Raw genomic sequence first — 2,464 nt, forward strand, 5'->3', positions numbered from 1 at the left:
CGGCCCGCAACTACACGCTGGAGCGCAAGCAGTTTGGCAAGCCCCTGGCCGCCAACCAACTGATCCAGAAAAAACTGGTGGATATGCAGACCGAGATCACCATCGGCCTTCAGTCGGTTCTGCAACTGGGCCGCATGATGGATGCCGGCACGGCAACGCCGGATGCAATTTCGCTGCTCAAGCGCAACAACTGCGGCAANNCAGAAAAAACTGGCTGACATGCAGACCGAAATCAGCCTGGGTTTATTAGGCTGTCTGCAAGCCGGCCGCGAACTCGATAACGGCACGCTTAACCCCATAGCTATTTCGCTCATTAAACGTAACAGCTGTGGTAAGGCACTGGATATTGCCCGTCAGGCGCGCGACATGCACGGCGGCAACGGCATTTCCGACGAGTACCACGTGATCCGCCACGTGATGAACCTCGAAGCCGTAAATACCTATGAAGGTACGCACGATGTCCACGCCCTGATTCTGGGGCGGGGCCAGACCGGTATTCCGGCTTTCAGTTGATCTCGCCCGGTTAACCCCCAAACGAAAACGGCCCCTCAAAATGAGGGGCCGTTCTGCATCACGCTCTGGCGAACCTAATCGATCTCGACCAGAACTTCTCCGGGCACCACACGATCACCCTTGGCAATAAACACGCCGGAAACCTTTCCGGCCGTGGTCGCCTTTACTTCGGTTTCCATCTTCATGGCCTCGATGATCAGCACCGGATCGCCGGCCTGAACCTCGTCACCTTCCTTCACCAGCACATCCACGATGTTGCCGGGCATGCTTGTGGTTACATGACCTTCCTTGGTGGCGGTGGCCCGGCCACCACTGGACCGCGCACCCTCGCCGTCTTCGCCCAGCGAAGCCAGGTGGATTTCCTCCGGCACCCCATCGACGGTCATGTAGAAACGACGCTCATTCTCACCGGAGGGGTTGGCGCCGGTGACGTGGATATCGTAGCTCTCACCATGAACCGTGATCTTGAATTTGCTGGAGACCGAGCCGCCAGAAGAACCGGTGGGAATCGGCTCCAGGGGCTCCGGCTGCAGCGTGCCGTCACGCCGCTGCTCAAGATACGCCTTGGCCTGATCCGGGAACATGGCGTACGTGAGCACGTCCTCTTCGCTGGTGGCCAGATCGCCCACCTGTTTGCGCAGCTCGTCCAGCTCCCGGGGGATCAGGTTAGCCGGGCGCTCTTCAATAAGATCTTCCTTGCCGACGGCGCGCTGCTGGAGTGCCGTGTCGACCGCGGCAGGCGCCTTGCCGTACCAGCCCTGGAGGTACTTCTTCACCTCGTTCGTGATGGACTCGTAGCGCTTGCCGGCAAGCACGTTGATCACCGCCTGGGTACCCACAATCTGGGAGGTGGGTGTTACCAGCGGCGGGTAACCAAGATCCTTTCGAACCCGCGGAATTTCCTCGAATACGTCCTGGATGCGATCCAGCGCGCCCTGCTCCTTCAACTGGTTGGCGAGATTGGACATCATGCCACCGGGCACCTGGGACAGGAGCACCGAGGTATCAACACCGTTATAGGCACTCTCGAACTGGTGATACTTCTTGCGCACTTCCCGGAAATGGCGCGTGGCCTTGTCCAGCAGCTCCAGGTTCAGCCCGGTCTCCAGACCGGCATCGTGCAGCGCCGCCACCAGTGATTCCGTGGGCGGATGACTGGTGCCGCCGGCAAAGGCCGACAGCGCGGTATCAATATGGTCAACGCCTGCTTCCATGGCCGCCCACTGACACATGGGCGCCATGCCCGAGGTGGCGTGGGAGTGCAGGAAAACGGGCAGATTGAGGGTCTGCTTCAGCTTACCGACCAGCTCAGCGGTTACCGCCGGCGTCAGCAGCCCTGCCATGTCCTTGATCGCGATGCTGTCCGCGCCCATGTCAGCCATGGCCCTGGCCTGCTCCAGATAGGCATCAGTGCCATGTACCGGACTCACGGTGTAGCAGATGGTGCCCTGTGCATGCTTGCCAGCCTTCTTGACCGCCTTGATGCTGGTTTCGAGATTGCGCACATCGTTCAGGGCATCAAAAATGCGGAACACATCCATGCCATTTTCGGCAGCCTTGGCCACGAATGCCTCAACCACGTCATCGCCATAATGGCGATAGCCCAGCAGGTTCTGGCCGCGCAGCAACATCTGCAGGCGGGTATTGGGCAGGGCCTTTCTCAGGGTCCGCAGGCGCTCCCAGGGATCTTCCTTCAGGAAACGCACACAGGCGTCAAACGTGGCACCCCCCCAGCACTCCAGGGACCAGTAGCCGGCCTGGTCCAGCCACTCGCAGGCCGGAAGCATGTCTTCCGTGCGCATCCGGGTGGCGATCAGAGATTGGTGGGCGTCCCTGAGAATAACGTCGGTAATATGAATCTTGCGCTTGGTCATTGGGATCTCTCCGATGTTCTTTTACAGGCCCGCCTGCGCCGCAATGGCTGCGCCAATGGCTGTGGCGATGGATTCCG

The 2,464-nt window shown here is 60.1% G+C and carries 1 protein-coding gene and 2 pseudogenes; 2 read left to right on the top strand and 1 reads right to left on the bottom strand.

The features are described from left to right. Both B2W52_RS16175 and B2W52_RS16180 read left to right on the top strand, forming a co-directional pair. Positions 1–197: pseudogene (locus B2W52_RS16175) on the top strand (acyl-CoA dehydrogenase family protein); the annotation flags it as partial. 4 nt (positions 198–201) lie between these two features. Next, positions 202–513: pseudogene (locus B2W52_RS16180) on the top strand (acyl-CoA dehydrogenase family protein); the annotation flags it as partial. A gap of 74 nt (positions 514–587) precedes the next feature. On the opposite strand, the gene oadA reads toward B2W52_RS16180, so the two are convergent. After that, positions 588–2,387 carry a sodium-extruding oxaloacetate decarboxylase subunit alpha gene (gene oadA / locus B2W52_RS16185; RefSeq protein WP_092031332.1) on the bottom strand — a complete coding sequence of 600 codons (1,800 nt, stop codon included), beginning with the start codon at positions 2,385–2,387 and terminating at the stop codon, positions 588–590. Positions 2,388–2,464 lie beyond the last annotated feature (77 nt).

Origin of the sequence: Marinobacter sp. UBA2498, assembly GCF_002341575.1 — a bacterium.
Classification (GTDB): Bacteria; Pseudomonadota; Gammaproteobacteria; order Pseudomonadales; family Oleiphilaceae; genus Marinobacter; species Marinobacter manganoxydans.

Excerpts from the sequence above, each read along its gene's own strand:
- oadA (WP_092031332.1), bottom strand. The coding sequence starts at position 2,387 with ATGACCAAGCGCAAGATTCATATTACCGACGTTATTCTCAGGGACGCC.